Consider the following 26,675-nt stretch of genomic DNA (forward strand, 5'->3'; position numbering starts at 1 on the left):
CAGGTCACGATTCCAGCGAAACGATGAACGGCGACGCCGTATTGCTTTCGAGGTCGTACTTCGATCGCGCAGTGTGATTGATGTGCTTGCCGTAGATGTGCAGCGAAACACTTACGCTGTCTCCGTCATTCCAGACGCCATGGATCATTCCACTCGGCATTGCAACAACGTCACCCTCAGAGTAGACGTTCTGTCCGACCTTTCTCAGTTCCGCGTAGCCGGTTTGAGTTCCATCATCCACCCGCTTGTAGAAATCGTTGCGCTCGGGTCCGTCCACCCCTGCAACTACCGCCCATGTGCCATGGTCGTGCGGTGCGGCTCCGCGACCAGGCAGCCAGGCGATGGCCATGACGGCAAGCGAGTGGTCGGGCTCTTCGTGAAGCATATGCACGCCAAAGCCTTGCTCTTCGCTGGCACCGTACAACTTTTCTGTCAGCCAGCAATCCTTCGCTTGCACCGCCTTCAACGCCAGCGGCCGCACCTGGTGCAGGATTTCCAGCTCGTCGCTTACGGTTGCTTGAATCCGGCGCAAGTCCTCGACTAATTCTGCGATGGTGTAGGAGACCATTGTTTACTACTCCCTGAGCTTAAAGAGTGATGTTGGCGGCTTGAATGATCTTCTTGAACTTTGCGCCTTCGGAAGAGATCCATTCAGCGGTCCGTCCGATCGTCATCGTCGGGTCGACATAGTTGCCAAGCGCTTCGAGCCGAGACCGGAGGGAATCGCGCTGCATAGCCGCGAGCAGCTGCTTTGACAAGATTTGCTTGGCATTTGCGGGTGTGCCGGCCGGCCCCACCAACGCTGTCCATGCCACGCACTCGTAGTCAGGCACCACTTCAGACACCGCCGGGATGTCGGGGAAGTTCGGCAACCTCTTTAGCGACGATACGGCCAGAGCCCGCAGCCTTCCACTGCGAATCTGGGCACTTGATGACGGGATGCTGTCGAACATGCACTGAATCTGCCCCCCCATCAGGTCATTCATCGCGGGAACGGAACCCTTGTAGGGGATATGCATGAGCTTGGCACCCGTCATCAACTTCAGCAGTTCCATGCCAAGATGATTGGTCACTCCCGCGCCACCCGAGCCATAGTCGATGTTCTCGGTCTTCGTGGCAGCCAGAAGATCTTGCAACGTGGTGAACTTGGAATCCGCCCGAACCGTCAGCAGCATGGGAGCGACCCCTCCCATCGTGATTGCATCGAGGTCCTTGGTAGGGTCGTAGCCTGCATTCTTGTAGAGGTACGGTGCGATTCCGAGATTTCCACTGCCGCCCCACAGCAGCGTGTAGCCGTCGGCCTTTGCCCTCGTCACCGTATTGACGGCGAGCATGCTGCCTGCCCCCGGCTTGTTGTCTATGATGAATGGCTGTCCAAGGTTGCGGGACAATTCGTCCGCGAATGCCCTCGCCACGACGTCCGTCGTCTGCCCTGCAGGAAATCCGACGACAATCGTGGTCGCCCGGTTCGGCCAGCTTTCGGTGCTTTGAGCCTGAGCCATCGACGCAAAAGGCGCAGCGCCGAGCGCAGCGAGAAGTGAGCGGCGAGTCTTGTCCATGGTGTCTCCTTTGTATTGGTGCTTTCGTGCGAACTACCACGAAACTCTACAAGGCGATCCTTGGTTCAGGAATTCGAGATTTCTGAAAGCGGCATTCACCAGCCCTGAACAACCACCGCCTTGGAGCGTAAACGCTGGGGTCTCTGCAAAAACGAGAACCGAATGGCGTGCAGATGCCAGCTGACAGCAACTTGCCCACTTCAACCCGGTACGAGTACCACCTTTCCCACCACCTGGCGGCCAGCGATTCGCCGCATCGCCTCCTTGGCGTCAGACAGCGAGTACGTCGCCGATACATGAGGTCGAATCCGCCCGTCGACTTGCCACTGCAGCAGCGTCTCGAGGTTCACCCTCGCCTGAGGCCAGAAGCGGTCTCTCCAGACGTCATAACGCACGCCGCGGAGGTCATAGCTCTTGAGAAGTGGATGGTTTATTTGCAGAGTAGGAATGCGGCCACTGGCAAAACCGATGGCCATGTATCGCCCCATCCAAGCCATACATCGGATAGCCTCATCGAACGCATCACCTCCTACTGGGTCGAAAGTGACATCGACACCCCGGCCTTCGGTGGCGTCCTTCACGACCTCCCGCCAGCCTTGATCCGCATAGATCACAGTACTTTCTGCGCCATGCGCCGCTGCCAGATCACACTTTGCTCGTGTACTCGCCGCGGCGATAACGCGTGCGCCCATGGCTTTTCCGACCTGCACTGCGGCCAAACCCACTCCCCCGGATGCACCGAGCACCAGCAAGCTCTCTCCTGCTTCTAGTTGCGCACGCTGCCGCAATGCATATAAAACTGTCCCGTAGACAACGGGGGTCGCCGCAGCCTCAACGAAGGAGATGCTTTCAGGCAGCCTCAGAACGCGCTCCTCGGTCACCACAATCTCCTCGGCAAATGCCCCGCCAGCTATGTCGCTCACAATCACAACACGATCATCGACTGCGATACTTTCTACTTCGGCACCAACTTCAGTGACTATCCCAGCGGCCTCTCCGCCAGGAATCCACGGCAAGGTTGGCCGGACCTGATACCTTCCACACACTTTCAGAATGTCGGGAAAGTTCACTCCTGCAGCCATTGAACGAACCCTGACTTCGCGTTGGCCAAGCGGGCGCACGCCAACATCCTCAAAGCTCAAATCATCGATTCCAGTGAATTTCCGACAGACGATAGCTTTCATAGCAACAGGCCCGATCACAGCAGCTAGGCTGCCTTCATCTCATTGAATGCTTCCAGCGCTCGCAGAGAGTAGACATACGCCGCGCCCGCATTGAGCGCCATCGCAGTGCCCAGCGCATCACTGACCTCAGCCTCAGTCGCACCTGCCTGCACTGCGGCCGCCGCATGCGATGAGATACAACCGTCGCAACGCGTCGTGACCGCAACAGCAAGCGCGATCAACTCGCGCATCTTTGGCTCCAGCGCACCGTTGCTCCCCTGTGCAGCCGCCAGATTTCGATACGCTTCAAGCATCTTTGGATTGGTGCCCCCGAGCAGCGAGTGAGATCGCTTCAGCGAAGTCAACAATTCGCGCCAATTCATGAACAAAGACATAGGGAAATTCTCCAGATTTGATGTGCTGCCACTAAATGCAGGAGAGCTATGCGGGGTGGCTGCCCGCATGTCGCTTCTTCAGCGACTGCTCAACGTATGTTTCAATCCGCTGTTTCAGCCCCTTGCGGGCGGCGGATGAAACCAGGGCAGCGAGGTCGTGCGCATCGTCTGCCTGGGAATTTCCTTCGATGGCTGAGCGCAGTAGAAGATCATCAGAAGCATGCTCTTCATTGATGAGCCTCTGGCACTCGCTGGTCGTTAGCGCTTGACGAAGCTCGCCGGTTGCCAAGCCGTGCAGCAGCGCCTCCGTGACCGATATCGTTGTAGCTCCTTCAATCCAATGCCGCGCTTGCACCCGCCCGACCAACGAGACGAGGCGTCGGGTCCCTAGGACCAAGCCAAATCCGCGGGCGCCGGGGAAGGAGAAAGTGGTGTCCGGAGCCGCCAGTCGGTGTTGGCATGCTGCGAACAGATCTGCGCCAGCCCCAACTGTCCGACCATGGGCGACTGCAATCGTGATGAACTTGGCGCGATGCACGCGTTGGAGCAGCATCTCTATCCGCGCGAATCGGGCGAGTAGAGAGTCGTCAGTCTCTTCTGCTAGATTGGATAGATCGAATCCCGTGCAGAAATGCTTGCCCTCCCCCGCCAGCATCACCACTCTGGCGTCACCCTCCTCACATTTATCGAGCGCAGCATTGAGGGCATCCACCATATCGCGAGACACAGCGTTCCCGGTGCTGGGCCGGTCGAGCGTCACGCGCCAGACGCTTCCCTCTGATGTCACGCGAACCAGCGGCTTGCATACAAGGGAAGCGGACTCAGACATTAGCGTATCCCGATACGAATTCCTTGGCTGCGCCCGTGCTGATGTCGAAGACGTGTCTGCGTTGCTTCCCGATGTCGACGCCGTAGGCGTGTATGCTGATCGAGACCCTATCGTCGTACGCGTTACGAACCAAATGGATATCGCCGAGAGTCGGGGATACAGCAGTCACGTCTCCCGGCCGAAGCATCTCTTCATCAAGGGCGACGAGACGCTCGCCATCACGCCTGTAGCTTTGCCCAACCTCAGCTCCTCGCAGCATACCGATGACGCCCCATGTTCCATGGTCATGCACAGGTGTACGCTGCCCAGGGCCCCAGACAAAGCTCACTATGCTGAAGCGACCATTAGGATCGGCGTAAAGAAGATACTGCTGGTAGTACAAAGGATGGGGCTTGCAGAACTCAGGTGCGAGCCAGCTGTCTTTCGAAACTAGTGTCCGCATTCCCTCTACAACTAGCGAGAGAACATCAGCTTCGGAGTTGGCTTTGACGGCCTCATCGACTGTGGCGATAAAGCGGCTCAGCGCATTGCTGGCTGCACTCGGACTTGTTGATTGCACTGTCATGGGAGGACTCGCGTCTGGTTATTCAATGATGTCTTGTTCATGGTTTCGGATGTGACACGCGAGCCTCTCAAGTGCTCCCGCTACTCACCGCGTAGATGCCGCGCAACGCCTCCGAATCTGCGCCCAGCGCTGGAGGTGCTCCATAGACAGGGAGACTTCTCCCATTGATACGAATCGGAGACGCAAATGTGCGTGTCAACCTCCCCCCGGGGAGCGCGATATCGCGTACCCAACCCATTGCCTCGACCTGCGGATCGGCAAGCGCTTCTTCATAGGTGTTGATGCGCGAGTGAGGCACTCCTGCGACCTTGAAGGTTTCGATCCAGAAATCGACCGGCTTCTCGACGAAGTGACTCTCAAGGATCTCTTTGAGCGCCACTTGGTTTTGAGCTCGCAGAGTAGGTGTGAGGAAGCGCGCGTCCTGGGTGAGTTGCAGTTCGCCCACGGCACTAGCGACGGCTCTCCAAAGCCCGTCGTTTCCAGCTGCGATCGCAAAGTGCCCGTCTGCAGCCCGGTACGCCTGATATGGGGCATTCCTCGGATGGGCCGATCCAAGCTTTCCAGGACTTCTTCCTGTCCCGAAGTATTCGCTGGTTTGAAGCGCTCCGATGGCCAGCGAGCATCCGAACATTGGAACATCGATGTGCATGCCGACGCCGCTTTGCTTTGCCTTTGCAAGTGCGCTGACTACGGCGAATGCTCCGTACAGCCCAGATGCGAAGTCGGCGACAGGCACCCCGCACTTTACTGGGGCTTCCGACTCTCCGGTAACGCTCATAACCCCTGCAGCAGCCTGAATCGTCAGGTCAAAACCACCCTCCTTTGAGCGAGGACCGATTTGGCCGTACGCAGAGATCGAGCAGTAGACCAAGGAAGCGTTCCCCTTCGAAAGAGATTCATAGCCTAGCCCCAGCCGATCCATCACTCCCGGCCGATTGTTCTCTATGACGATATCGGCTTGCGCGCACAGCCGCTGCGCAATCAAGACATCCTCATGCTGCTTAAGGTCGAGCACGAAGGAGCGCTTGTTCCGGTTCACCGATGCGAAGTTTTCGCTGAAGCCATTGTTGATGGGCGGCCAAGTACGCAGTGCATCTCCGGAAGGAGGCTCGACCTTGATGACGTCGGCGCCCATGTCTGCGAGCAGCATGCCGCAGAAGGGACCGGCCGCGACCGCACAGAATTCCACGACGCGAACGCCGGCCAGAGGAAGATCATCCTTGCTTAACTCGGTCATTTTTTTCCCTTAAGCTCAATCAGAAAATGAGCGATGCGTTATTCCATCGGCGAAGCACGGCCTCTGGGCTATCGGGTCGAGACCTTCTCTCGTGCGGCTGCATAGCTCCGACCCGAGGGGATGGGGCGGGAATCCAATTTCCCTCCCACATCGAGAAAGTCTGTCGAGCCACGTTGTGCGGATGGCTTGGCGCCTCGGTGAGTGAAAGCACCGGAGATGCACATGCGTCACGCGGCTCTAGAATTGCCGCCCATTCGTCTCGAGTGCGACTACGAAACGCCTTTGCCATGCGCGCTCTTATCTCCGGCCAGTTTTTTTGCTCGGTGCGGACCGGAAGCGTGTCTTCGTCAATCCCCAAGCCTGCCAGCAGTTCCGAGTAGAAACGCGGCTCGATCGCCCCTACGGCCATGTGCCCCCCGTCCCTGGTCTCATAGACGTCGTACCAGGGTGCCCCGCCATCGAGAATGTTGGCCCCTCGCGCATCGTTCCACCGACCCGCGGCCAGCTTCGAATAGCACGGACCCATGAGCGCAGCGGCCCCATCGATCATTGCAGCGTCGACGACTTCGCCTTTCCCTGTGGCACGAGCACGCAGCAACCCCGCTAGAAGACCAATTGCTAGAAAGGTGGCCCCGCCGCCATAGTCCCCGACGACGTTCAGCGGCACCGCTGGCCTCTCTCTCGGGCCGATTGCGTGAAGCGCGCCGGTGAGCGCGATGTAGTTGATGTCGTGCCCTGCGCGTTTCGCCAGTGGGCCTTCCTGTCCCCAGCCCGTCATTCGTCCATAGACCAGCGCCCTATTCACTCTGAAGCAGTCGTCGGGCCCAAGACCGAGCCTTTCCATCACTCCGGGGCGCATCCCTTCGAGCAGTACGTCAGCGTTGGCAATCAGCCGAAGAGCGCGATGGACGTCTTGGGGCTCTTTGAGATCGAGCGTCACAACAGTCCTACCGCCCCTGATGTAGTCCGACTCGTCCTCCGGCGCGCTGCTGCCTGGCCGCACAACATGCACGACGTCCGCCCCCATGCCCGTGAGCAGCCTCGCGCACCAAGGCACCGGTCCGATGGCGTCAAACTCCAGTACCTTGACGCCTGCGAGCACCCCTGTAGAGTCCTTCATACGATGCCCGTGTTGCGCAGTTCTTCAATCTCGGCCGGTGCCATGCCGAGCAGCTCAGTGAAAACGGCTTCGTTATCCGCGCCGAGCGCCGGAGCGGCACGCGGCGGCGCGCCGGGAGTCTCCGACAGTTTGGGAACAATCCCTTGCATCTTCACTGGCCCCAGCCGCGGATGCTCGACCTCGATGATGTTCTCTCGGGCCCGGTAGTGCGGATCCCGTAGGATGTCCTCTATCGTGTAGAGAATTGAGTATGGAACGCCATGCTCATCAAGATCAGAGGCCACATCGCTGGCATCTCTCTCGGCCATCCATACCGCTACCGCGTCATTGAGTTCGTGGACATGCTGCCACCGAGAGGCGTGATTCTCAAAGCGCGGATCTGTCGCCAAGTCTGGCCGGTCGAGTGCTTTGCAAAGCTTCTGGAACAGCGTATCGCCGGAAATCGTCATGACGATGAATCGCCCGTCCTTGGTGGCGAAGTTGTTCCCTGGCGCCGCAGCCTGGTGCACGTTCCCAGTTCGCTTTCGCACTGCTCCCAACTGGTCGTACGCGCTGACCATGTTGTCTGTGAAACGGAACATTGTTTCGTACAACGACAGGTCAATCTGCTGCCCCCGGCCTCCGTTAACGTCTCGGTGATATAGAGCCATCATGACCGCGAATGCCCCAAGCGTCGCCGTCGAGTAGTCCGCCACCGAGATGCCGACCCGTACCGGAGGAGCGTCCGGGTTTCCTGTGATCCCCATGACTCCACTGAACGCCAGGCCCATACGGTCGTAGCCCGCGCGCTTGGCATACGGCCCTGTCTGTCCGAATCCCGACACGCTAAGCATTACCAGCCTCGGATTCTCTTGTGCGAGCTGCGCATAGCCGATGTTCCAGGCTTCTAGGGTGCCAGGACGAAAGTTCTCTACGACCACGTCGACTTCCCGGACAAGGCGCTTCAGCAGCGCCTGACCTTGTTCTTTCCGCAGATCGATGGTGACCGACCGCTTGTTACGACCCTCAACGTTCCACCATAGGCTTTCACCGTCTTTGAACGGACCGAGACCACGCAGAGTGTCGCCTCCCACCGGCTGTTCGACCTTGATCACGTCAGCGCCAAAGTCGGACAGGTAGGTGCACGCGACCGGACCCGCCACCATAGTGCCGAGGTCCAGAACGCGCAGCGACGCGAGCGGTCCCATCGATCCCTCGTTTGATGATTGTTGAACTGGCATTCGAATCCTCGACGTCCATTGATTAGTCGACTTTGACGCCAGCGTTCTTCACCGCTGTCCCGAAGCGCTCAATCTGCTGTTTCACGAAGTGATTGGTTGCTGCGACATCGCCCCCAACCGCCTCCAGCCCTTGCTTGGCAAACGTCTCTCGAACAGCATCCGAAGCGATCAGTTCGGATACCGCGGCATTGAGCTTGTTGATCAGCGCTGTTGGCGTCTTCCCCGGAGCTGCCAGGACAAACCATGAGGAAACGTCGTAACCCGCAAGCCCCGATTCCTGAAGCGTCGGAATGTCGGGCATTAGCTTCGAACGCTGTGCGCCCAGTTGGGCGAGCGCACGTGCCTTTCCTGCGGCGACTTGCGGCTGAGTGGTCAGCGTTGTATCGACCACCACGTCCGTCTGCCCCGCCACCAGATCCATCACAGCAGGAGCACTGCCTTTATAGGGAACATGCACAAACTTTGTGCCCGTGGCGGCCTGAAACATCTCCATCGAGAGATGCGGCGATCCACCATTTCCGGATGATCCATAGGTGAGCTGACCTGGTCGATCCTTCGCCATCTGCACTAGATCCGCAACGGTCTTTGCCTTGGATGACGGGTTGACGATCATCACGAGTGGAACCGATGCCACCACACTGACCGGGACGATGTCTTTGAAGACTCTATACGGAAGAGTCGCATAGAGCGTTTCATTGATCGCCAGGGGCGTAGACGTCAACAGGAGGGTGTACCCGTCTGGTTCGCTGGACGTTACGACCTGAGTACCCAGCACCGTTCCGGCACCTCCTCGGTTGTCAACGATCACGGGCTTGCCGAACTTTTGCGTGAGCCCATTCGCCACGATGCGTGCGACACTGTCACTCGTTCCGCCAGGCGGATACGGGACGACGATTTTGATGGGCTTGTTAGGATAGTCATCGCTGCTGGCAAGACAGGTTGAGGCGGCGAAGGCAGCAGCGGCAATGACGAGGATTTTCGACGCGAGATTGCGGATGAAGTTCATGTTTCTCTCCCTGTTGCTCATCGACCCTGAAATACCGGGGTGCGCTTTTCCTTGTACGACGCAAATCCCTCCTGATAGTCGTGGCTCGTGCTGACTATTTCGAGATCGCGACGAGCGCGAGCCATGTGTTCACTGGGTCCGATTGGAAGGATGGAATTGGTGACGAAGCGTTTGATCGTCTTAATGACAAGCGGCGCCATGCCAGCAAGTTCGCGGGCCATCGCAAGGGCTGCGTCGACCTGCTCCCCCACCGGTACAACATCGTTGATAAAACCCACCTCTTTGGCACGTTTCGCATCAAGAATTCGGGCAAGGATCATTACCTCCATGGCCACCTTGTGCGGAATACGGGCGGCCATTGCAGCGATCATTCCTTGAGTGAGACCTAGCTTCGCCTCGGGGTAGGAGAACTTCGTGTTCTCTGCAGCTACCACGAGGTCACTCATCATCGGCAAGAGAATTCCGCCCCCAACACACCAGCCGGCGACTGCCGCGACTATCGGCTTCTCGGTACCAACTCCCGCGGTCGGGATGCAACGCCACAGTTCAGGGACGTCGTTGACGTCTGCACCGGCGCTAAACGCCTCATTGCCGGCGCCGGTGATGACCGCCACCTTTTGCGAGGATTTGTCGAATGCCGCGAAGGCGTTCTGCAATTCAATCGCGGTTCTAGAGCAGATTGCATTTCGGCGCTCTGGGCGGTTAATGGTGAACAGCGTGACACCGTCGTCGTAGTCCCGAACTGTGATTCGTTCCATCTACTTGTCTCCTATTGCTAAGCAGTCTTCCCGCGCTTCGCGCGGCACCAATCGCGTTTGCTACGCCATCAATCCATCGTTCCGCATTTGCGAACGATCGGTCTTGATAAAGGAACAATAGACTTGCGAGCTTTCTGCGTCAACCTGCAAAGTTGCGACCGGCATTGCAGATCTGCGGGCACCACTGCGCGGCGCAGCGGATGCGATCCATGCTGAAATTCGGGAACTTCATTCCGTAAAATGGAACATCGCTATGAACAACACACTGATTAAGGGGCTCCAGCTTCTAGAGCTGATCGTGCGCAGCGATCGGCCTCGCGCACTCAGCGAGTTGGCGATGTCTATTGGCGTGGGCAAGAGCTCCGTGCATAGACTTTTGCAAGGCCTCGTGGAGTCTGGCTACCTGGAGAAGGACGTAGAGAAGGGCTCTTACCGAGCCACCCTCAGGATCTGGGAGTTGGGCCAATCCATGGACGCCGTGACGGCGATAAAGGCAGCATCGGCGGATGCCATGGCCCGACTACTCGGCCGCACGCGCGAGACCGTTCACTTGTCAGTACTCCAGGGCAATGAGGTCGTGTACCTAGCGAAACTCGACAGCCCGGAACCAGTTCGCGCCTATTCGGAGGTAGGTGGTCGCGCACCTGCTCACTGCGTCGCAACGGGCAAGGCTCTCTTAGCCTGGCTTCCCAAGGAAACGCTCGCGCCGCTTTCGAAGCGGCTAAAGCGGCATACTCCATCCACCATCACAGAACCTGCGGCATTCCTCCAGGAGATGGAGCATGTGCGCAGCAGCGGATTTGCGGTCAATCACGGAGAGTGGCGGGACGCGGTATGGGGCGTTGCAGCACCCATCCGTCGAAGTGACGGAGTTCCGTTGGCCGCTATCGGAATTTCAGGACCGGCCTCCCGCATTAAAGCCAAGCCATTACGCGAGTTCGCCGACGAAGTCCTCAGTGCTGCGCGGAGCATTTCCTCTCGCCTTTGATTTCCAAACGACTCGCATTGGCCCTCGGCTTTATGTTCACTCTATGGACAGGTAAGGGTTGTTAGGCGGCACCTCAGAGAAGACCGTCAGCGGATTTTCCAGCAGATAACCATGAAGACACCGAGCCTTGCGCGGCCCGGCGACTTTGCACATCCAGATATTTAGTCCACTGCTCTGCTTCCGGTGTTGGCCCAGTTTTTCGAAGCGCTTTTGCACCCATTGCCAGTTCGGCTGCTTCTCCTGTTTGGCCAATGCGTCCACCTGGGGATGCTCTTGCGCATAGCGTTGGAACACTCCCGGGCTAACGAGGTAAGCTGTTTCGCCCACGGTGTGAACGAGCGCTTTCGCGTCGTTGATGATGAGCCGTCGCGACGCTATCCCCAGCTTCAGCCACTCCAGGAAGTGCTCCCCAGATGGGCTCGCTGCCAATGAGCTAGGCACAGGCGTGGGGTCAGGCGTCATGCGAGGTGCTACGGTTGTCGCCTGCAAAGGAGCATCGGGGATCTGACCCGAGATCCGTTTTTCACCCTGACCGTCGAGGGAAGACGCATCGGAATCCACCATCGCCAACATGTCCTCCATGACGTCGGGCACGGCCTGAGCCGAATGCCGCGGGACAGTCCCACCGCAACTGCTCCTACAAGGCGTTGCCTGCTGGCCTTGCTGCGGAGGCTCCACCACCGCCGTAGGCATGGTGGCTGGGGCACCGTCTGCGTCCTCCGGGGTACTCGCATGGATCTCGACCGAGCCTGCGAATGGCGATGGCCTTTCGTCAGCACCCCAAATCAGCCCGGGAGCCAGTCGCAACAGGGTAAACGAATGAGACCAGCCGGAAGAAGTGGTGACGGTCGCGCGCCAGATCGCCTTGCCGTCGGACGTCGGCTGCAACATACCGTGATCTTGGAGCACATTGAACACCGTGGTGTTGTTCGCAGGGATGCCATCGACGCCCTGGGACAGCAGGTGCGCGCGGAGTTTGTCGGAAACGGTCTTGCTCACCAGCCATAGCGCATCGTCCGTGAGCCAGCCATCGGAGGCTTCGGGCTGGTTCAGTTTCAGTTCTTCCTTGAGCAGGTAGCGCAGCCCGTCGAGCAGCTTGCGTTGGAGCGCGTGCCTGGGTGCTGACATGGCCCGCGCGGGATCGCCGCCCAACTCCTGGGCGACGGAGGCGCGATCGGCCTGCACGACCAGTTCGCCCAGCACCCCGGCGTGCTCGTACTGCCCGGCCAGGACATAGAGCAGCGGCGCCCAAAGGGACGGATAGCCACTGAGCCAGTCCAGCAGATCGCGGTCGAGCAGTTGCCGGTAGAGCAAGCCTGTCGCGGCGCTGTGGAGCCGGTACTCGCGGTCGTCGCGGTAGCGGAAGCGGTACGGCTGACGCAGGGGGCCGTGCCACGGGTGCCAGGTGCTGCCGTCGGCCAGCTCGACGTGCAGATCGACCGCCACCTTGCCGATGTCATGGAGCAGCGCGGCATAGGCGATGGCCGCAGTCCAGGCTTCGGCCTGCGCCGCCTGATCCTCGGGGCTGGCGCCGATGGGCAGCAGATGAGACTGCCGCAGCTTGAGCGCGTAGGCGACGATTTCGAGGCCGTGGTCGAGCATGCCGCCGGGGTAGGCATGGTGATGCGCTTCGGAGGCCGGGAAGGCCTGGACCAGCTCGGCGTAGCGCTCCAGGGGTGCGCGGTAGAGGGTGGCGAACTGCCTGCGCGAGAGCGAGGTGCGCTGCCAGATGTGTTCCAGCAGCTTCTGCCGGCGCGGGGTGGCCAGCAGCGATGCGGCCGACTCCGGCCGCATCAACCCTTTCGGGAGGTCGACGGCGGGCGGCGGCGATGGAGCGGCAGCGACCGGAGGCCGTTTTCGTTGGAACAGGGAAAGCATGCGGGTGTCCGAGTGGCGGGCCGACCGGGAGGCCTTTTGGCCTTTTCAGGTAGGGCCTTTCCCCTTGCACCCCATTCCCTTGCCCTTTCGGCCCTTTGGCCCTTAACCGTTTGGGTGTAGCGCGACGGATGGTGGCCGTCCACCGTCAATGCGGGGAGCAGCGGGGCCGGATTGATGCGGGAAGGCTGGCTGTTCCCTCCCTACGATCCATTCCTGAACTCCAGAGGACACTATGAAAGCCCAAATTGACATGGTAAGGAATTTTCCTTACCATGCAGGTATCGCAATCAGGAGCATTGCCATGCCTGCCATCCATGAAGTCGCCACGCTGACCTCCAAAGGCCAGATCACGCTGCCCAAGCCCATCCGCCAAGCGCTCGGCGTCGATGCGGGTGGCAAGCTCGCGTTCGACCTGCGGGGCAGCGAAGTCGTCGTGACCCGGGTGGACGCCGAGCACGAAGACCCTGCCATCGGCGCGTTCCTGAGCCTGCTGACCAGAGACATTGAAGCAGGCCGGAACGTCCGGGGCCTGCCCGAGGATCTGGCGCGCGCCATGCTGGAGCACGCTGGCCGCGGCGCAGACCTGGGCGATGAGATCGACGGCGACGTGGCACTCTGATGCAACGGCATGGCTGGACGCTGCTCTTCCACGACTGCGTGATCGAGCAGTTGCGCAAGCTCCATGCGGCGGTATTGCGGGCGCAGGAGAACGACCCGGAGGGCTTCGAGTCCAACGCCAACGTCAAGCTGTTCCGGGCGCTGAGCCAGTTGATGCTGGATGCGGTGCCAGGCGATCCGGCGCGCGATGAATACCGCCAGGGCAACACCCTGGGGGAGGCCCACCGCCACTGGCGGCGGGCCAAGATCGGAAGGCGGTTCCGGCTGTTCTTCCGCTACGACTCGAAGGTAAAGGTCATCGTGTACGCCTGGGTCAACGATGAGCAGACCCTGCGCTCGGCGGGCAGCAAGTCAGACCCGTATGCGGTGTTCGAGAAGATGCTCGGGCGCGGGAGCCCGCCAGACGACTGGAACGCATTGGTACAGGGAAGCAAGCGGGATTGGAGCAAACTTGAGTAGGCACTCAACATGTAGCAGGAGATGAACGTGGAAACGAGTACCCGCACAAGCACCGCACAACGCCTTGGCCGCTCTCTCGGCCGTGGATGGCGCGTCTACGTGCATGGAGAGCGGAGGCTTGTAAATCGCTTGGTAACGTGGAACGTGCCGGCGTCTGTGGCAAAGGCGGCGCCCTGGCTAGCGAAGGCAGCCCTCCTCGCGGTGATGCTCTATGCGGCCTTCTGGCTGGCGCTTCTGTTCCTAGTTCTGGTAGCTGCGGCATGGGGCGTACAGGATGCAGACTGGGAACCGCCAGAGCCAGAGTGGAAGCAGGGCCCGGTCGGATTTGGGCTATACACCTACGATGGCTATCGAATCGACCCGCATGACCCTCACGATGAGCCCTAGCTTCCTTGCGATGGGCCCTCATCATGGACGCGGTCGAAGCCGAATAGCACCGTGCATACAAGTACGGACGCGACTGGACCCGCCATGGGATGCAGCATGAATGCTGTCACTGGCGCGACCAAAACAAGCTGACGAAGACCCACGCTGTAGAGGTCGCCCGCTTTCCGCACATACGCAGTTCCCATCGCCATCCACTGCACCCTTGCGTCAGAGCCCACCGGCATGCCAACGATGAAGCCGGCGTGACCAAAATAGCGCACGGCCATTACCGACAGGACTAGTGAGAAAAACAGCAGTGCCAGCAGCGTGAGTTCCATCGCTAGCTGGGGGGTGAGCTGGGGCCCCGCGCCGCCGCCAAACTCGGTGCGCAGCGTTGGAATCGATAGCGTCAGCCCCCCCATGAGGCCCAGCGCAGCAGTTGACGCAGTCACAGTCGCAGACATGACCGCATTGCGCAAGGTCTGGACTGCCAGGATCTCCGAGCCTTTCTGATTCGAGACTGCAACAAGCCAGTCTTCTCTCAGTTTGGCATATGCACTTCGCGTTATGAAGACAGAGCATCGGCGCCGAGCCAATGCGAGAGAGACCTCATAGCTGATGAGGAGCGCGGCGGTACAGAACACCGCTAACCACCTCAATTCTTCATTCATGACTTATCGGCTGTCGAGCAGCGAACAAACATCCATTGAATAAGCTGCTCAATAATACCTGGGCAAAAGTGATTCCAACGTTATGTTGGATTACCACAGAAGGGTGAGTGAGCATCATTGATGCAGATCTATGAGTCGAGCACGTGCACGATGTCCTTTACGGGCCGGCGCGTGATGCGAATGCAGTTTTCCGGCGCGGTGGTATCCGCGCGACCGATGGCCAAACCACACAGAACGGATTCATTCTGTGCCGTCCTGAGGACAGGGCGAATGGCGTCATCGAACAAGTTCCATGCCGCCTGCGGGCAAGTATCCCAACCGCGCGACTTGGCCGCCAGCATCAAAGTCTGCAGATAGATCCCGTAGTCGAGAAAAGAACCACCGCCCAGCCGCCGATCCATGGTGAACAACATGCCAACAGGTGCTCCGAAGAACTCGAAGTTCCGGCGATGCTGACGCCGCATTGCCTCCTGCTCGCCACGCGCTATCCCAAGGGCTTCATAGAGCACGCGCCCATTCTGTCGGCGGCGCTCCAGATATGGCTCGAACCACTGTTCTGGATAGTACGCGGTAGCGATGCCGCCTTCGGGTGGAACGTCCTGCGACCGCAGGTCGTAAGCCTGCGTGACGGCGTCGACCAATCTATCTCTAGCTCCCCCTCTGAATACGTAACCTCGCCAAGGTTGAGCATTCGACCCGCTCGGCGCGTGGCGTGCCAGCTCCAATATATCGAGCAGTTCCTCATTCGATATGACTATATCCGTGCGGAATGCCCTGATAGCGCGCCGCTCCCGAACGCTTCGATCAAAAGGGTTGTTCATATCAGCTAAACAGGAGTTCAATCGAGCTTCGCGCCCACTCTGCTGATGGTGCCCTTCCACATCATAGAATCAGCCTGAATCATGTTGGAAAACTCCTGACCATTGTTAAAGCGTATCAATGCGCCCAACGACTGTGTCGCTGCGGTCCGGGCATCCTGATTTTTGAAGGATGCTTCCAATAGCTTCTCCACTTTAGTGGCGATACTCGGGGCGACGCCTTTCGGAAAAATCACACCAACCCAGGGGCTCGCAACGATGTTCCCCCTTGCCTCAGTTGCCAGCGTGCTGACTCCCGGCAACAGTTCTGTTTCCTCGCGGCTGGCAACTGCAAGTGCCTTCAGGTCCTTGCCAAGATGCGGACGCACCACGGTCACGGTGTCGAACGACACACTGACGACCCCGGCCATGAGGTCGGGAATGGATTTACTACTCCCCTGATAAGGAACGTGGGTCATCTTGATCCCATAGTGGTGCATGAATCGCTCCATCGTCAAATGGGACATGGTTGCATTTCCCACCGAAGCGAAATTGACCACATTCGGATGTGCCTTGGCATAGGTGACGAGTTCCTCCACCGTGTTGTAGGGAGCTTTGGCATTGGCGACGAGAGCCAGCGGAAACTCGACTACCGAAGCGACAGGAATAAAGTCCTTGAGAGGATCGTAAGAGACCCTTTTATATAGATGCGGATTCATGACAAGCGCCGCGGGAGCCACGACGCCCATCGTGTAGCCATCGGCCGGAGCGGCTGCCAGTGCGGCAAGCGCAATGCTGCCGCTCTGACCAGGCCTGTTCTCCACCACGAAGGGCTGTCCCAAAGCCTGGGACAGATCCTGCGAGATCATGCGGGCGAGCGCGTCGGTGGCCTGCCCTGCTGGGAATCCAACCAAGACTTTGACTGGTCGGCTGGGCCACGTGTCTGCAGCACAGGCGCCGGAAATCAGAAAAGCTGCGGCAGCAGCAAGTGCGCGGATAGATTGCGGGATGTTCATGCTCGTCTGTCTCCTTTGTGAATCTCTAATCAGTCTTCCTGGCACCACTCAGCCACTGTGGTCGGCGACGCCGAGCCTCGAACCACGGGACCAGAGCGGATGCACCCTGGTGTACGGGAAAAGCGCGGAGCCGGCGCAGGGTGCAGTACCCCGTCCACTTGCTGCAGATTGCCGCGACTGCGAACGTGACTATGGTGTTCAATTTCGGACATCGATAAAACGGGAGTCACGCAGGCATCCGTGTTCGCGAAAACAGCGCTCCAATCGTCGCGCGTGCGCGTTGCGAAGATGCCCCCGAACTTCTGCCGCATCTCCGCCCATCTGCCCTGGTCGTGTTGTGATGGCAGCATGGATTCGTCAAGGCCCAGGCCCTGGAGCAGGGATTTGTAGAACTGAGGTTCAATCGCACCAACAGCCATGTGCTTGCCGTCCGAGGTGGCGTACACCGTGTAGAAGGGTGCTCCCCCGTCAGTGGGGTTTTGCTCGCGACCATCGCGCCACTCTCCGCCTTGCCAACGCCCGTAGATTGGGGCCATCAACGCGAGGGTGCCGTCCAGCATGGCAGCATCCACGACTTGGCCTTTACCGCTGACATTCCTCTCCAGCAGAGCTGCCAAAACACCTGCAACGAGCAGCATGCCGCCTCCCCCGAAGTCGCCCACGATATTCAGTGGCACGACGGGATGTTCCGCCGGCCCAATGGCGTGCAGTGCACCCGAAATGGCGAGATAGTTGATGTCGTGCCCTGCCTCTTGTGCCAAATCACCGTCCTGTCCCCAGCCGGTCATTCGTGCATAGACTAGGCGCGGCTGGATCGCGTGGCATCTGTCAGGGCCCAGGCCCAATCGCTCCAGCACCCCAGGCCGTAGGCCTTCGAGCAGCACGTCTGCGTGCTCAATGAGGCGCAAGAAATCGGATCGCCCCTCGGCCGCCTTCAGGTCAATGCCTACTGAACGCTTGCCCCTTGCGGTCAATTGATACCGATCATCTCGCTTCAGGCCCATGGTCACGGCCGCGGGTCGGTCTATCCGAAGGACATTGGCTCCCATGTCGGCCAGAACCATTCCTGCCCAAGGCACCGGCCCGACGGTCTCCAACTCTAGGACCTTCAGGCCGCGAAGAGGGCCTCGGCCCTGCGTGGTATTGCTCACGAATCGCCCCTCGGTTCTAGATGACGCCTTGAGCCGTCAAGACATCGATCTCTGTGTCGTCAATCCCGATTTCTGCATAGATCTCAGCGTTGTGCTGCCCTATGTCAGGCCCCGTCGTCATCGAGGGAAGATCCCTTCCCGTCACGCGGGGAACGACACAGGGAGCGGGAATACTTCCGTAGTCCGGATCCTTGATCCGCACGATTGCATCGCGCTCGATGAAGTGGGGGTCTCTCTTCACATCCTCTATGGTGTTTACTTTGCTAAAAGGAATTTCTGCCTGGACGAGGACGGGCTGAATTGCATCGAAAAATTCGTTGCCAAACCATTGCCGCAATTCCTCGTCCAATGCATGGATATGCTGGATGCGCGCGAGGCTGGTGCTGTACCTCGAATCGCTTCTCCAATCAGGTCTTCCCAGAGCATCGGCCAACCGAAAGAAGGTCGACTGGGAGGACGCCACCATCGAGAACGACACCCCATCTTTGCTCTTGTACATATTCGACGGTGCTGTGTAGGTGGCCATGTTTCCAGCGGCGTGCCGCGTGAACCCCAGCAGTTCGTGCTCGACGGGAAGCGGGTCGAGAATCCGGAACAGGGCTTCGGTGGCTGATAGGTCGACTTCCACGCCAGGCAAGCTCGGATCACCACGAAGCCGTGCAATCTCCGCGGCGATCGAAAAGGCACAAAAGATCCCCGCGACAGAATCGCCGATCGGGAAGTTCATGTGCAGCGGCGAGCCTGGCTGCTCCCCAGTCAGGTTCGTAAAACCGGACATTGCTTCGAAGACACGTGCGAAGCCCGGACGGGAGCGGTACGGGCCAGTCTGTCCAAAGCCAGTAAGACGCACCATGACGAGCCGTGGGTTGACCTGTTTCAACACATCAAAACCCAGCCCCCACTTCTCCATGGTTCCTGCACGGAAGTTCTCCACAAGCACGTCGAACTTGGGCAGCAACTGCAGGAAAATCTCCCTGCCTCGAGGGGTTCTGACATCGAGCGTGATGCCGCGTTTCCCGCGGTTGGCAACCTTCCACCAGAGGGCCTTGCCGTCTTTGACAGGCTGCAGTGTCCGTAGAGCATCACTGCCGTCGGGCAATTCCAGTTTCACCACATCCGCACCATGGTCGGCACAATAGGTGGATCCCGATGGCGCTGCGAGAACGGTTGCCATGTCTAGGATGCGCACACCTGCCAGCGCGCCCTGCGTCTGATGCTTGTTCATATGATCCTTCGATAGTCGGAAGTCAGCCGTGGGTCACTTTAAGCATGCCAGCGGAGCCCGTGGTCGTGGTTTCGCTAGGCGGAACCGTGATCCCTGAGCTGCCCTTGGATCGATACGCCATCTAAGCTAAGCAAGCGACTTCCTACGCACACACATCGAGAGGTACACATGCCTGCGAATCGAGTTCAGATCAAACTCGCTGGCCTCGTTGATCCGAGCGAACTCAGCGGCGACCGGCAGTTCTCAATGAATCTCGCGCGCGGGCTGGAGGTCCTGAGGGCGTTCTCCATTGCGTCCCCTGCCCTTGGAAACAAAGACCTGTGTGAGATCACTGGACTTCCGAAGGCGACCGTGGCGAGGCTGACTTACACCCTCGTCATGCTGGGCTTCTTGTCTCAAGACCAAATCGATCAAAAGTATCGGCTTGGACCAGGCGTCCTTTCATTGGCGCACCCGCTTCTTGCCACGATGGCCATTAGAGGCATCGCGCGCCCGTTCATGCAAAGACTCGCTTCGGAGACAGGCTGCTCTGTGAACCTGGGGGTGCGGGATCGCAACCGGGTGATCTATGTCGAGGCCGCACGAGCGGATCGGCAAAACCCCCTGTTGCCTGACATAGGCAGCTCGCGGCCTCTGCTTGCTGGAGCCATAGGCCGCGTCCTTGTTCTGGCCAACCCCGCAGGTCAGACACAGCACATCATCAACCGCCTCAAGACTTTTGATCCTGCCGCCTACGAGAAGCATTCCACAGCGCTCCGCGCCGACGTGGCGCTTTTTAGACGAGAGGGGTACTGTCATGCACGAGGCGACTGGCACTCAGACATCCATGCGATAGCCGTGGCGGTAGCAGACCCGACAAGCCGGGAGACGTATGCATTGAACTGCTCTCTCAAAATTTCGAGCCATGAGAATGAACATCTACGAGAGAACGTGCTGCCAAAGCTGAAGGCCATACGTGACGAGATTGAACATGCTCTGCGTGACGAGCAATGTCGCCCCGAACATTGGAGGGGATCAAAGCCTCGAAAATCGAGCTAGCCCTTGATATGCAGACTATTTGCTCTTATCGGGTTTCGCAGCCATCCGCATTGCTCCTCCAAATGCCATGTTTCCAAATTTTCCACCAGCAGCCTTAGCTTCTCCAGTGCCGTTGATCAGGCCCTGTAGTGCACTGCCCGCATGAATGCCTGCCCACCCCAAGGCCGTGATCCAAAAGGTTGGGAGCACGATGAACATCGTGCCCATCACGAAGTTGAGTAGCAGATCTCCGAATGCGTTGTTCAGTCCCATGACTGGATCGAAGCCCCAGTGCGGGCGGTTCCAGCCGAACCCCCAGCCGTACAGGGCATCTAGGATAGTGCTGTCGATCCAGCGCGCGAGCTGAAACCAGAAATCGACGAAGAAGAATGAGAACTGGACGATGCTCAGCACCGTGACCGTCTTCAGGTCGTAGGTGCCCACGACCAGCACCAGCGGAATGCAGATGACCAGCGCCATCTTCAGCAGCGCCATCACCATCGGCAGTGCCTGCCGGACCACATCCATCGCGGGAAACGCGCCGACGGCTCCGATGGCGAGCCCGACATCGCCAGCCGCGCGCGTGATGATGTTGGCGTCCGTCTTGTCGATCTGCCCGCCGTAGTCCGTGTACACGCTACCCTGATTCAGCTTCTGCTGCCGTGGCGAAGCGACAGCGCGGATCACGGAGTCGTCCACCTGGGCACGGCTCAGGAAGCCGGCCCAGCCGGCGAGGCGATTCAGCAGGCTCGGGTCGACCTGGGCAAGCAGTCGCGCCCGCAGGCCGTTGCTGCCCTCGGCCCACCACTGCCTGCAAGTTGGGTAGCCGCCACCGCTCGCGACCTGCGCCAGACCCGCGTCGCGGGTGCTGTCGTAGGGCCAGTTGTCGCGCGCCGTGCTGGAGCGGTAGCTGTCGTAGTAGCCGCCCGTCTCCGTGAAGAAGCGCGATCCGATCCACGTCACGTCGTGCATCTGCGCCTCGTCGAGGCTCGGGCGCAGCATAAACAGTTTGGCGCGGGCCGGCCCGTAGCAGTCGTGCGTGAAATCCGCCACCTCCTGGGCCAGCACCGGATCGTCAATGCGTGTGGCGTCGATCTCCATGCGCATCTGCCGCAGATCGGTTCCGCACGGGATCGCCGCGACGGATGCGCCTGTGACCGCGCGCGAGAGCGCGTGCATGAAGCCCCACCAGATCGGCACCTTCGCGGACTGGTTGTTGAGCGTGCTGAAGGACTGCGACCAGCCGGTGTCGGCGGGCAACGGGACGTTGACCTGGCACTGCGTCGAGCGCGAACTGTCGTGCTGGATGGTGCTGAGGTCGACGTCGAGGAACGGGATGCCGGCGAACATCACCACCACGATGGCAACGAACACCCGGTTCTCGATGCGGGCCGCCGAGAGCGTGCCCTTGTTGCCCTCGTCGGCGCCTTCCGCACGGGCGCGGAGCCATTCCTGCACGATGATGGCAAGGAACGGCAGCGCAAAGACCCCGCTGGCGACGAGCACCGCCCAGATGCCGTTGTGGATGAGCCAGGAGACCAGCGTCAGGTAGTACTCCAGGTAGTCGGTTGTGATAAGCGTCATGACCTCGATCTCCCCTCAGCCCTGCATCCAGAGGCTGACCTCGAGCGCCAGAACGGCGACGACACCAGCGATCTCCGCGCGCACCAGTCGGCGCCGGGCCTCCAAAGCATCAGGCTCGCGCGTCAGCAGCCGACGGCGCATCCAGATCCATCCGTAGGCCGTCCCGCCGTACAGGCACAGCCGCCACACCAGGAAGTAGCCTGCCTTGGCCGCCAGCCATTCCTCCCAGCGGGCAACGCTGCCGACAAGGTAGATGCCGGCGACGTTGGCGACCACGGCAGCGGCGACGATCAGCGCGGCCCACAGCAGCGCCTTTGCCGCGCGCCGGCCGGTCAGCCAGCGCGGACGCGGGAGGGCTGCGTCTCCCGGGCTCACGGCCGACCTCCGGGGCTGCCCTTCTGCAACTGGTCGAGCCGGTCGGGCACCGGGTCGCCCTCATAGACGCCGCGAGAGCCGGCCGCGCGGGTGCCGTGGCGCTGAATGATGGCCATTGGCGAGTTGTTGGCCAGCTCGCGGCGCAGTTCCAGTTCGGTCTTGAGATTGCGAATCTCACGGTCGAGCGTGTCGCTCTCCTTGTTCACGGCCTCCACGGCAAGCTCGTTGGCCGCGACGTTGGGCTCCTTCTTGCCCGTGAGCAGCGTGCGCTGCAGCAGCAGCGCTTTCTCCAGTACGGAGGACAGCGCGACCTCGGACGCCAAGCGCTGCGACAGCAGGTGCCGGTCAGGCTCGTCGCGCAGCGCCTCGATCACGCCGCGCGTGATCGGCAGCGACGCGCTGCCGGCTTCGCGCAGGTTCTCCGGCGTCGTGTTCTTCGCCTTGGAGATGAGATCCTGGAGGGCCTGCAGCTTGGTGTCGTACTCTTCCTGGATCAGCGGCGTCAGCCCGACGCCGGGCAGCGTCTCGGTTTTGGTGCAGGAGTCGCAGGTGCGCTGCTCCTTCTCGCCGAGGACGCGCGTGGCCCACTCGACGGCAGCCTGCGGCGACGTCCAGGTCTGGCACGACAGGCTGGCGCAACTTGGCGGGGCAATTGAGGACGTATCGGTCACACCGCGCCCGTTGACCAAGTTGTAGCCTGCACGGGTGACGTCGCCCACCACCTTGATTGCGGGCTGGCCGGAGCCGCCAGCATTGCTTCCACCCACCCAAGGCACGCCGTCATTGCCACGGCGTTTCTCTGCCTGATCGACGGCGGAGACGGCGTCCGTGCTCGACACCGCGTCGCGCAGCGCCAGTCCCTCGGCCATCTGGCTCCAGCCGAGCTGCCCACCCGCCATGTCGGCCATCTTCTCAGCCATGGCGCGGCAGGTCAGCTTGGAGCGGTCGAAATCGAGCCTGGCCTGCAGCACGCCGTTCGTCAACAGGTTGTAAAGACCAGGATCGGCGCGCTGGATGATCAGCGCCGGCAGGGAGGCCACTGCGCTGGTGGCACTCTGGATCACGTTGCTCATGATCTGCTGGAAGCCATTCGTGATGCCGTTGAGCTGGTTCTTGAGCGTCGTCGTGATGCTCATGTCGCCGCAGATCAGGTTGCTGTTCCAGCCCGCACCAACCCCCAGGGAGCGCATGCCGGCTGCGCGGCCCATCGACACGGCGCTCCCGCCGCCGATCGAGTACATAACGTCATCGCCGATGACGCTGCCGCTGGACTGGTAGCCCAACTGGCCCCAAGCCACACCGCCCATCAGAGCCATGGAGCCAGCCAGGACCAAGGCAGCCGCGGCGCGGCCCGCCGAGGGGGACAGGAGCTTGAATTCGGGATTCCTCATCGCGTCACCTCACTGAAAATCAACGCTGCCCAGGAACACCTGCCCCTGGCGCTCGCAGCATGCGTAGGGCCGCCACAGGGCCCACGCATAGCCCCCCTGCTTGGCCTGGGTCAGCGTGCCGCTGTGCGGAAACACCACGCAGCTGTTGGACAGGGTGGGCGTGAGCTCCTGCCACTTGCCCGTCGAGGCGTCGCCCTCCTTCAGGGCGCCTGCCGGCCAGTAGCCGGGACGAGCGCTCGCGAGCAGCGGCTGGTAGACGTGGACTTGTCCCCGTCGTGTGACGATGTCGCCTGCACGCTGTGCGACAACGGCGCCAGCCTTGTGGTCATCCGTCTGGTGCAGGAAGCCGCCGCGTGGATACACGTTGCCCCAGAGGTTCAGCGAGGTGCGTGCGCCGACCTCGCGCAGGCCGGGTGTCAGCGCCTCGGGATAAACGGACTCGGGGACGTTGTAGCGCCAGGCCAGTGTGTCCAGGGTGCTGAGCAGATATGGCATGAACGCGGTTCCGGCACCCTCGCAGATGTAGCCTGACGACGAGGCGAACTCGCTGAAGACCAAGGCGCCGGGATGGCCGATGACATCGGCGTTCTTGAACTTGGCGAGGTTGTTCTCGTGGTCCTCGTTGGTAGTCCCATCCCCACCATCCTCAGCGGATGCGTTGGGCGGGCTCATGGACCGCACCTCGACCCAGGGGTTCTCGCCGGTGTTGCTGTAGCTTGACACCACCGCATCCGGAACGTAGTGGCGCACCTTGATAGACGTACGCACCGTGCAGCCAGTCCATGTGCAGTACAGCCAGTAGCAGATGCCGACGACGCGGTACTCCAGGCAGTCCGGCGACATGACGGACGACACGATGGTGGAGGTGTTGAGCGCGAAGCTGGAAGCGGCCCCGCACAGCAGGGCGGCGGCAGCACCAGCGCGCAGGCGGAAGAACAGGGATTTCATGGGTGCTCCCTGCGGTACCGATCGATGCGGGCCAACGCCTTGTCCACGTGGGACTCGCCGTAGACGACATACCTCTGGTCGACCACTACCGCAGGGACTGTTGCCACGCCCAGGCTCCAGGCGTCCGTTACGCCCTGGAAGGCGGCCTGCAGACGGCGCTGCAGGGCCATGCCGCCCTCTCGGAGCCGCAGGCGTGCGATGCGCTCGGCCTCGGATGGGTCGCCGGGAAGCAGTGCCGCCAGTTCCGCCTCGATGCGCTGAGCGGCATCAAGGTTAATCACGCGAGCAGGCACGTAGGAGCCCAGCGGCGGCCGAGTGGAGTCGGAGATGAACCAGACTTCCTGCGCGACGGCAGGACAAGACATAGCGAGGGCGGCTATGGCGGCCAATGCATACTTGCACTGACGCAGGTGTCGCGGAGCTGGAAGTGACATGGTGAGGGCCAAGAGAGGTAGGGCCCCGCTAGTTCAAACCAATGCGCCGGCACTCGCTACAAACAATGCGCAGTGGGACCTGCCCCTATTGGTGACTGTGGATAGCGCGTTTACCCATGCAGTGGTCACCAGCACCGCTGAACGGGTGTGTACAGCCATGCGATATAAACCAGGGATCACAACCCTCAATTCCAACCAGCAACATGAATCGCGTCGAACTCGTCGAAATCCTGGCTTCCAAAAACGATCTGTCCAAGGCAGCAGCCAATGCGGTACTCGAAACGTTGATCGACACCATCCAGTCGGCCGTCAAAAAGGGGGATGCCGTTCAACTGGTCGGCTTCGGCACCTTCAAGTCCGCAAAGCGTGCGGCGCGTACTGGCAAGAACCCTGCCACGGGCGCGGCCCTGAAGATTCCCGCATCGACAGTGCCTAAGTTCGTTGCCGGCGCGAAGTTCAAGGCCGTGGTCGACCCCAAGGCCGCTAAGCGCAAAGCCGAGAAGGCTGGCAAGTAGGCCTGGCCTGAGTCATGCCGCTGGTGGTGCAGCCGAGCGGCACAGGATCATCGCGTGACCTCAATCCACTTCACCGGATACGGTGCCATCGACCATGACTGCATTTTCTGAATCGTTCCGATCGGAAGTCGCCCGCATTGCTCGCAAGGAAAACAAGGGAGAGGTCGCATCCTTGCGCAAAGCGGTAACGAGCCAGCGCGGAGACATCGCAGCGCTCAAGCGTGACGTCAAGGAACTTGCGAGCCAGGTGCGCAGCCTGACCAAGGCGTTGGAGAGAGCCATCGTGGGGGCCGAGCAGCGGCGACCAGCGCAGCAGACTGAGGCCGCCTCCGAGCAGGGGCCGGCGACGCGCAGAGGCCGTGCTTTTGTCTTCAGCCATGAGGCGCTGGTGGCCAAGCGGCAAGCGTTCCAGATGACGCAGAAGGAGATGGCGCGCCTGCTCGGTGTCTCGTCGCTGAGCGTCTACAAATGGGAGAAGGGCACGGTCACGCCCCGTGAGGCCCAACTCGTGAGCGTGCGCAAAGTGCTCAAGATGGGCGTGCGTGAAGCCCGCAGGCTGATTGCGGAGTGAGCGGCTTCTAGCGGAACTAGGCGACGGTTGCGTACGACTGGCCTGTGCGCAGTGCAGGTGGGCGTGGCGGTTGGAAAGCTTGGGGGCCAGTGCAGCGCCCATGCGGTGAGAGGATCGGCCATCACAGTGGCTTTGTCGGCGACGAGATATATGAGAGAACTTGCAACCGAGACATCCCGGCGACGTCTACTCGGCACGGCCCGCAGTTTGATGCTCGTGACCGCTTTCACCAACGTGCTCGGAGCGTTTGCGGCGACCGCAGCCGACGACGAGGCGTTGTGGGGAAAGCTGGAGGCTGCGAAATGGGTGCGGGATGGCAACCCGAAAGCGCCGCGGGTGGTCTATGTCATCACGGATCCGAACTGCCAGTGGTGCCACCGCTTCTGGGAGGCATCCCGCCCTTGGGTCAAGGCAGGGCAGGTTCAGGTGCGTCATCTGCTGGTCGGCATCGTGCGATCCGATAGCGCCAGGAAGGCTGCGGCCATTCTCGGTGCCAAGGATCCTGCAGCCGCCATCGAGCAAAACGAGATCGCCTTCTCCCACGGCGGCATTCCTCCCGCATTCGCTGTCTCCACAGCGGTGGAGCAGGTTTTGGAGGCCAACTTGCTGCTGATGCGCGAACTGGGTTTTCGTGGGACCCCCGCGCTGATCTCCCGTAACGGCACGGGCAGCGTGGAGCGGGTGGCGGGTTTTCCGCGCAGCAATCGGCTCGATGCCGTGATGGGTTCGCCGGCACCCTGAAGCGGTTGACCGAGCCTCAGAACGGGGCGAACGCCAAGCCTGTGTGAGCGGACCTTATCGACGCAAGGAAGTTCTGCT

The 26,675-nt window shown here is 60.6% G+C and carries 30 protein-coding genes; 8 read left to right on the forward strand and 22 right to left on the reverse strand.

All coding sequences use genetic code 11. The features are described from left to right. Nucleotides 1–4 precede the first annotated feature (4 nt). From AVS7_RS21050 to AVS7_RS21100, 11 genes are all read right to left on the reverse strand, one after another. A complete protein-coding gene (locus AVS7_RS21050; RefSeq protein ID WP_020230021.1) occupies nt 5–568 on the reverse strand; it encodes a cysteine dioxygenase family protein in 564 nt (187 codons plus the stop codon). Nucleotides 569–587: 19 nt separating this feature from the next. Then, nucleotides 588–1,559, reverse strand: a complete 972-nt coding sequence (locus AVS7_RS21055) for a tripartite tricarboxylate transporter substrate binding protein (protein ID WP_020230022.1) — start codon at nt 1,557–1,559, stop codon at nt 588–590. A gap of 200 nt (nt 1,560–1,759) precedes the next feature. Continuing rightward, nucleotides 1,760–2,743, reverse strand: a complete 984-nt coding sequence (locus AVS7_RS21060; protein WP_034691364.1) for an NADPH:quinone oxidoreductase family protein — start codon at nt 2,741–2,743, stop codon at nt 1,760–1,762. 23 nt (nt 2,744–2,766) lie between these two features. Next, nucleotides 2,767–3,111: a carboxymuconolactone decarboxylase family protein gene (locus AVS7_RS21065; protein WP_034691365.1), complete on the reverse strand. Its 345-nt coding sequence runs from the start codon at nt 3,109–3,111 to the stop codon at nt 2,767–2,769. Nucleotides 3,112–3,163: 52 nt separating this feature from the next. Further along, nucleotides 3,164–3,946, reverse strand: coding sequence for an enoyl-CoA hydratase/isomerase family protein (locus AVS7_RS21070; RefSeq protein ID WP_020230025.1), 783 nt, complete (start codon nt 3,944–3,946; stop codon nt 3,164–3,166). Then, nucleotides 3,939–4,511 carry a hypothetical protein gene (locus AVS7_RS21075; protein ID WP_024002020.1) on the reverse strand — a complete coding sequence of 191 codons (573 nt, stop codon included), beginning with the start codon at nt 4,509–4,511 and terminating at the stop codon, nt 3,939–3,941. Before AVS7_RS21075 ends, AVS7_RS21070 begins: the two co-directional genes overlap by 8 nt. Nucleotides 4,512–4,578: 67 nt before the next feature. Further along, nucleotides 4,579–5,748: a CaiB/BaiF CoA-transferase family protein gene (locus tag AVS7_RS21080; RefSeq protein ID WP_020230027.1), complete on the reverse strand. Its 1,170-nt coding sequence runs from the start codon at nt 5,746–5,748 to the stop codon at nt 4,579–4,581. 19 nt (nt 5,749–5,767) lie between these two features. After that, nucleotides 5,768–6,868, reverse strand: a complete 1,101-nt coding sequence (locus AVS7_RS21085) for a CaiB/BaiF CoA-transferase family protein (RefSeq protein ID WP_020230028.1) — start codon at nt 6,866–6,868, stop codon at nt 5,768–5,770. Then, nucleotides 6,865–8,088, reverse strand: a complete 1,224-nt coding sequence (locus AVS7_RS21090; RefSeq protein ID WP_234450046.1) for a CaiB/BaiF CoA-transferase family protein — start codon at nt 8,086–8,088, stop codon at nt 6,865–6,867. Before AVS7_RS21090 ends, AVS7_RS21085 begins: the two co-directional genes overlap by 4 nt. Before the next feature lie 22 nt (nt 8,089–8,110). Further along, on the reverse strand, nt 8,111–9,094 hold the full coding sequence (locus AVS7_RS21095) for a tripartite tricarboxylate transporter substrate binding protein (RefSeq protein ID WP_024002021.1): 984 nt from the start codon (nt 9,092–9,094) through the stop codon (nt 8,111–8,113). A 17-nt stretch (nt 9,095–9,111) separates the two neighbouring features. After that, the gene (locus AVS7_RS21100) at nt 9,112–9,852 is read right to left on the reverse strand and encodes an enoyl-CoA hydratase/isomerase family protein (protein ID WP_024002022.1); all 741 of its coding nucleotides are present in this window, start codon (nt 9,850–9,852) and stop codon (nt 9,112–9,114) included. A 253-nt stretch (nt 9,853–10,105) separates the two neighbouring features. Between AVS7_RS21100 and AVS7_RS21105 the strand changes: the two genes are divergently transcribed. Beyond that, the gene (locus AVS7_RS21105) at nt 10,106–10,840 is read left to right on the forward strand and encodes an IclR family transcriptional regulator (protein WP_020230032.1); all 735 of its coding nucleotides are present in this window, start codon (nt 10,106–10,108) and stop codon (nt 10,838–10,840) included. A gap of 36 nt (nt 10,841–10,876) precedes the next feature. Here AVS7_RS21105 and mobH read toward each other — a convergent pair whose 3' ends face one another. Then, nucleotides 10,877–12,718 carry a MobH family relaxase gene (gene mobH / locus AVS7_RS21110; RefSeq protein ID WP_034691333.1) on the reverse strand — a complete coding sequence of 614 codons (1,842 nt, stop codon included), beginning with the start codon at nt 12,716–12,718 and terminating at the stop codon, nt 10,877–10,879. A 301-nt stretch (nt 12,719–13,019) separates the two neighbouring features. Between mobH and AVS7_RS21115 the strand changes: the two genes are divergently transcribed. The 3 genes from AVS7_RS21115 to AVS7_RS24080 are packed head-to-tail and all read left to right on the forward strand — an operon-like array spanning nt 13,020 to nt 14,182. After that, nucleotides 13,020–13,337 carry a type II toxin-antitoxin system PrlF family antitoxin gene (locus tag AVS7_RS21115; RefSeq protein ID WP_020230034.1) on the forward strand — a complete coding sequence of 106 codons (318 nt, stop codon included), beginning with the start codon at nt 13,020–13,022 and terminating at the stop codon, nt 13,335–13,337. After that, nucleotides 13,337–13,795 (forward strand): type II toxin-antitoxin system YhaV family toxin, encoded by a 459-nt coding sequence (locus AVS7_RS21120; protein WP_020230035.1) that lies wholly within the window; start codon nt 13,337–13,339, stop codon nt 13,793–13,795. Before AVS7_RS21115 ends, AVS7_RS21120 begins: the two co-directional genes overlap by 1 nt. A gap of 27 nt (nt 13,796–13,822) precedes the next feature. Further along, nucleotides 13,823–14,182 carry a DUF3742 family protein gene (locus tag AVS7_RS24080; protein ID WP_082176617.1) on the forward strand — a complete coding sequence of 120 codons (360 nt, stop codon included), beginning with the start codon at nt 13,823–13,825 and terminating at the stop codon, nt 14,180–14,182. Here AVS7_RS24080 and AVS7_RS21125 read toward each other — a convergent pair. The 5 genes from AVS7_RS21125 to AVS7_RS21145 all read right to left on the reverse strand — a co-directional run bounded on the left by AVS7_RS21125 (nt 14,179) and on the right by AVS7_RS21145 (nt 19,021). After that, nucleotides 14,179–14,832, reverse strand: coding sequence for a DUF599 domain-containing protein (locus AVS7_RS21125; RefSeq protein WP_024002024.1), 654 nt, complete (start codon nt 14,830–14,832; stop codon nt 14,179–14,181). The genes AVS7_RS24080 and AVS7_RS21125 overlap by 4 nt on opposite strands. 128 nt (nt 14,833–14,960) lie before the next feature. Next, nucleotides 14,961–15,653: a nitroreductase family protein gene (locus AVS7_RS21130; protein WP_082176606.1), complete on the reverse strand. Its 693-nt coding sequence runs from the start codon at nt 15,651–15,653 to the stop codon at nt 14,961–14,963. A 17-nt stretch (nt 15,654–15,670) separates the two neighbouring features. Next, the gene (locus AVS7_RS21135) at nt 15,671–16,645 is read right to left on the reverse strand and encodes a tripartite tricarboxylate transporter substrate binding protein (RefSeq protein ID WP_024002025.1); all 975 of its coding nucleotides are present in this window, start codon (nt 16,643–16,645) and stop codon (nt 15,671–15,673) included. Nucleotides 16,646–16,674: 29 nt separating this feature from the next. Continuing rightward, nucleotides 16,675–17,796, reverse strand: coding sequence for a CaiB/BaiF CoA-transferase family protein (locus tag AVS7_RS21140; protein WP_024002026.1), 1,122 nt, complete (start codon nt 17,794–17,796; stop codon nt 16,675–16,677). 16 nt (nt 17,797–17,812) lie between these two features. Beyond that, the gene (locus AVS7_RS21145; protein ID WP_020230041.1) at nt 17,813–19,021 is read right to left on the reverse strand and encodes a CaiB/BaiF CoA-transferase family protein; all 1,209 of its coding nucleotides are present in this window, start codon (nt 19,019–19,021) and stop codon (nt 17,813–17,815) included. A 168-nt stretch (nt 19,022–19,189) separates the two neighbouring features. On the opposite strand from AVS7_RS21145, the gene AVS7_RS24085 reads away from it, so the two are divergent. Further along, nucleotides 19,190–20,059: an IclR family transcriptional regulator gene (locus tag AVS7_RS24085; RefSeq protein ID WP_024002027.1), complete on the forward strand. Its 870-nt coding sequence runs from the start codon at nt 19,190–19,192 to the stop codon at nt 20,057–20,059. 15 nt (nt 20,060–20,074) lie between these two features. On the opposite strand, the gene AVS7_RS21150 is transcribed toward AVS7_RS24085, so the two are convergent. The 5 genes from AVS7_RS21150 to AVS7_RS21170 are packed head-to-tail and all read right to left on the reverse strand — an operon-like array spanning nt 20,075 to nt 24,770. Further along, nucleotides 20,075–21,622 carry a conjugal transfer protein TraG N-terminal domain-containing protein gene (locus AVS7_RS21150; protein WP_020230042.1) on the reverse strand — a complete coding sequence of 516 codons (1,548 nt, stop codon included), beginning with the start codon at nt 21,620–21,622 and terminating at the stop codon, nt 20,075–20,077. Between the two features lie 15 nt (nt 21,623–21,637). Continuing rightward, the gene (locus AVS7_RS21155; protein WP_020230043.1) at nt 21,638–21,997 is read right to left on the reverse strand and encodes a hypothetical protein; all 360 of its coding nucleotides are present in this window, start codon (nt 21,995–21,997) and stop codon (nt 21,638–21,640) included. Then, nucleotides 21,994–23,388, reverse strand: coding sequence for an integrating conjugative element protein (locus AVS7_RS21160; RefSeq protein ID WP_020230044.1), 1,395 nt, complete (start codon nt 23,386–23,388; stop codon nt 21,994–21,996). The genes AVS7_RS21155 and AVS7_RS21160 overlap by 4 nt, the downstream gene beginning before the upstream one ends. 9 nt (nt 23,389–23,397) lie before the next feature. Next, complete coding sequence (locus AVS7_RS21165; protein ID WP_020230045.1) at nt 23,398–24,336, reverse strand: TIGR03756 family integrating conjugative element protein; 939 nt, start codon at nt 24,334–24,336, stop codon at nt 23,398–23,400. Continuing rightward, entirely contained in the window at nt 24,333–24,770 is a 438-nt protein-coding gene (locus tag AVS7_RS21170) for a TIGR03757 family integrating conjugative element protein (protein WP_034691377.1), read from the reverse strand. Before AVS7_RS21170 ends, AVS7_RS21165 begins: the two co-directional genes overlap by 4 nt. 203 nt (nt 24,771–24,973) lie before the next feature. On the opposite strand from AVS7_RS21170, the gene AVS7_RS21175 reads away from it, so the two are divergent. The 3 genes from AVS7_RS21175 to dsbG all read left to right on the forward strand — a co-directional run bounded on the left by AVS7_RS21175 (nt 24,974) and on the right by dsbG (nt 26,597). Beyond that, nucleotides 24,974–25,285, forward strand: coding sequence for an HU family DNA-binding protein (locus AVS7_RS21175; RefSeq protein ID WP_020230047.1), 312 nt, complete (start codon nt 24,974–24,976; stop codon nt 25,283–25,285). A 94-nt stretch (nt 25,286–25,379) separates the two neighbouring features. After that, nucleotides 25,380–25,856 (forward strand): DNA-binding transcriptional regulator, encoded by a 477-nt coding sequence (locus tag AVS7_RS21180; protein ID WP_024002029.1) that lies wholly within the window; start codon nt 25,380–25,382, stop codon nt 25,854–25,856. A 210-nt stretch (nt 25,857–26,066) separates the two neighbouring features. Beyond that, the gene (gene dsbG, locus AVS7_RS21185; protein WP_020230049.1) at nt 26,067–26,597 is read left to right on the forward strand and encodes a thiol:disulfide interchange protein DsbG; all 531 of its coding nucleotides are present in this window, start codon (nt 26,067–26,069) and stop codon (nt 26,595–26,597) included. The last annotated feature ends 78 nt before the right edge of the window (nt 26,598–26,675 follow it).

Origin of the sequence: Acidovorax sp. MR-S7 (genome assembly GCF_000400995.2) — a bacterium.
Taxonomy (GTDB): Bacteria; Pseudomonadota; Gammaproteobacteria; order Burkholderiales; family Burkholderiaceae_C; genus MR-S7.

Excerpts from the sequence above, each read along its gene's own strand:
- AVS7_RS21050 (WP_020230021.1), bottom strand. The coding sequence starts at position 568 with ATGGTCTCCTACACCATCGCAGAATTAGTCGAGGACTTGCGCCGGATT.
- AVS7_RS21160 (WP_020230044.1), bottom strand. The coding sequence starts at position 23,388 with ATGAGGAATCCCGAATTCAAGCTCCTGTCCCCCTCGGCGGGCCGCGCC.
- AVS7_RS21095 (WP_024002021.1), bottom strand. The coding sequence starts at position 9,094 with ATGAACTTCATCCGCAATCTCGCGTCGAAAATCCTCGTCATTGCCGCT.
- AVS7_RS21085 (WP_020230028.1), bottom strand. The coding sequence starts at position 6,868 with ATGAAGGACTCTACAGGGGTGCTCGCAGGCGTCAAGGTACTGGAGTTT.
- AVS7_RS21180 (WP_024002029.1), top strand. The coding sequence starts at position 25,380 with ATGACTGCATTTTCTGAATCGTTCCGATCGGAAGTCGCCCGCATTGCT.
- AVS7_RS21055 (WP_020230022.1), bottom strand. The coding sequence starts at position 1,559 with ATGGACAAGACTCGCCGCTCACTTCTCGCTGCGCTCGGCGCTGCGCCT.
- AVS7_RS21070 (WP_020230025.1), bottom strand. The coding sequence starts at position 3,946 with ATGTCTGAGTCCGCTTCCCTTGTATGCAAGCCGCTGGTTCGCGTGACA.
- AVS7_RS21090 (WP_234450046.1), bottom strand. The coding sequence starts at position 8,088 with ATGCCAGTTCAACAATCATCAAACGAGGGATCGATGGGACCGCTCGCG.
- AVS7_RS21100 (WP_024002022.1), bottom strand. The coding sequence starts at position 9,852 with ATGGAACGAATCACAGTTCGGGACTACGACGACGGTGTCACGCTGTTC.
- AVS7_RS21120 (WP_020230035.1), top strand. The coding sequence starts at position 13,337 with ATGCAACGGCATGGCTGGACGCTGCTCTTCCACGACTGCGTGATCGAG.
- AVS7_RS21130 (WP_082176606.1), bottom strand. The coding sequence starts at position 15,653 with ATGAACAACCCTTTTGATCGAAGCGTTCGGGAGCGGCGCGCTATCAGG.
- AVS7_RS21080 (WP_020230027.1), bottom strand. The coding sequence starts at position 5,748 with ATGACCGAGTTAAGCAAGGATGATCTTCCTCTGGCCGGCGTTCGCGTC.
- AVS7_RS21170 (WP_034691377.1), bottom strand. The coding sequence starts at position 24,770 with ATGTCACTTCCAGCTCCGCGACACCTGCGTCAGTGCAAGTATGCATTG.
- AVS7_RS21125 (WP_024002024.1), bottom strand. The coding sequence starts at position 14,832 with ATGAATGAAGAATTGAGGTGGTTAGCGGTGTTCTGTACCGCCGCGCTC.
- AVS7_RS21115 (WP_020230034.1), top strand. The coding sequence starts at position 13,020 with ATGCCTGCCATCCATGAAGTCGCCACGCTGACCTCCAAAGGCCAGATC.
- AVS7_RS21145 (WP_020230041.1), bottom strand. The coding sequence starts at position 19,021 with ATGAACAAGCATCAGACGCAGGGCGCGCTGGCAGGTGTGCGCATCCTA.
- AVS7_RS21135 (WP_024002025.1), bottom strand. The coding sequence starts at position 16,645 with ATGAACATCCCGCAATCTATCCGCGCACTTGCTGCTGCCGCAGCTTTT.
- AVS7_RS24085 (WP_024002027.1), top strand. The coding sequence starts at position 19,190 with ATGCCTGCGAATCGAGTTCAGATCAAACTCGCTGGCCTCGTTGATCCG.
- AVS7_RS21075 (WP_024002020.1), bottom strand. The coding sequence starts at position 4,511 with ATGACAGTGCAATCAACAAGTCCGAGTGCAGCCAGCAATGCGCTGAGC.
- AVS7_RS21060 (WP_034691364.1), bottom strand. The coding sequence starts at position 2,743 with ATGAAAGCTATCGTCTGTCGGAAATTCACTGGAATCGATGATTTGAGC.
- mobH (WP_034691333.1), bottom strand. The coding sequence starts at position 12,718 with ATGCTTTCCCTGTTCCAACGAAAACGGCCTCCGGTCGCTGCCGCTCCA.
- dsbG (WP_020230049.1), top strand. The coding sequence starts at position 26,067 with ATGCTCGTGACCGCTTTCACCAACGTGCTCGGAGCGTTTGCGGCGACC.
- AVS7_RS21150 (WP_020230042.1), bottom strand. The coding sequence starts at position 21,622 with ATGACGCTTATCACAACCGACTACCTGGAGTACTACCTGACGCTGGTC.
- AVS7_RS21175 (WP_020230047.1), top strand. The coding sequence starts at position 24,974 with ATGAATCGCGTCGAACTCGTCGAAATCCTGGCTTCCAAAAACGATCTG.
- AVS7_RS21105 (WP_020230032.1), top strand. The coding sequence starts at position 10,106 with ATGAACAACACACTGATTAAGGGGCTCCAGCTTCTAGAGCTGATCGTG.
- AVS7_RS21165 (WP_020230045.1), bottom strand. The coding sequence starts at position 24,336 with ATGAAATCCCTGTTCTTCCGCCTGCGCGCTGGTGCTGCCGCCGCCCTG.